The following is a 594-nucleotide window of genomic DNA, read 5'->3' on the forward strand; positions in this document are numbered from 1 at the left end:
ACGGGCGCCTCATCAGGCGCTGGGCATGAAGTCACCGGCCGAGGCCTATGCCCTGGCGCCCTGGCGCCTTGGAGCCAGCAGGTTCTCCCGGGTCATCATGGGGCGCCCTGCGGCAATGGTCGGTCGGTGTAGTTCCTGTGTAATCGCGCCGGCAATAGTTGCCGGTATTGCCCGATGACCTCACCCTTAGCGGGAAGCAAGTGAAGATCGGAGACAAGATCCCGTTGCACTGCGAGAGGTGCAAGAAGAGCACCGAGCATGCTGTGCTCTACATCGATCAGCGCGATGAAACGCAGAGCGACGAATCTGGTCAGTGGCTCCTAGAGCACACGCTAACGCGTGGGTTCACGGAATGTGTCGTGTGCTCCTGGCCGAAGGTGCGGATCCACGTCTTCACGCTTCCAACCGAGCAAGAGTCGTACCGCTCGATACCACGCGAACCAGAACGCCCGGTTCCCGCTTGGGCGAAACGCCTGCCAACGGACGTTCAGCAACTCTTGCTTGAGGTGTATGGCGCCTTTACGGACAAGCGCTATTGGTTGGTGGTGATGGGATGCCGAACGCTAGTTGACATGTTCGCGCTCGAGCGGATAG

The 594-nt window shown here is 60.3% G+C and carries 1 protein-coding gene; it reads left to right on the forward strand.

The genetic code is table 11. The features are described 5' to 3' along the window. Positions 1-167 precede the first annotated feature (167 nt). The coding region (locus ROI90_RS21120; RefSeq protein WP_316000267.1) for a hypothetical protein at positions 168-594 on the forward strand (427 nt) is incomplete at its 3' end.

Source organism: Hymenobacter endophyticus, from assembly GCF_032464715.1.
Taxonomy (GTDB): domain Bacteria; phylum Bacteroidota; class Bacteroidia; order Cytophagales; family Hymenobacteraceae; genus Hymenobacter; species Hymenobacter endophyticus.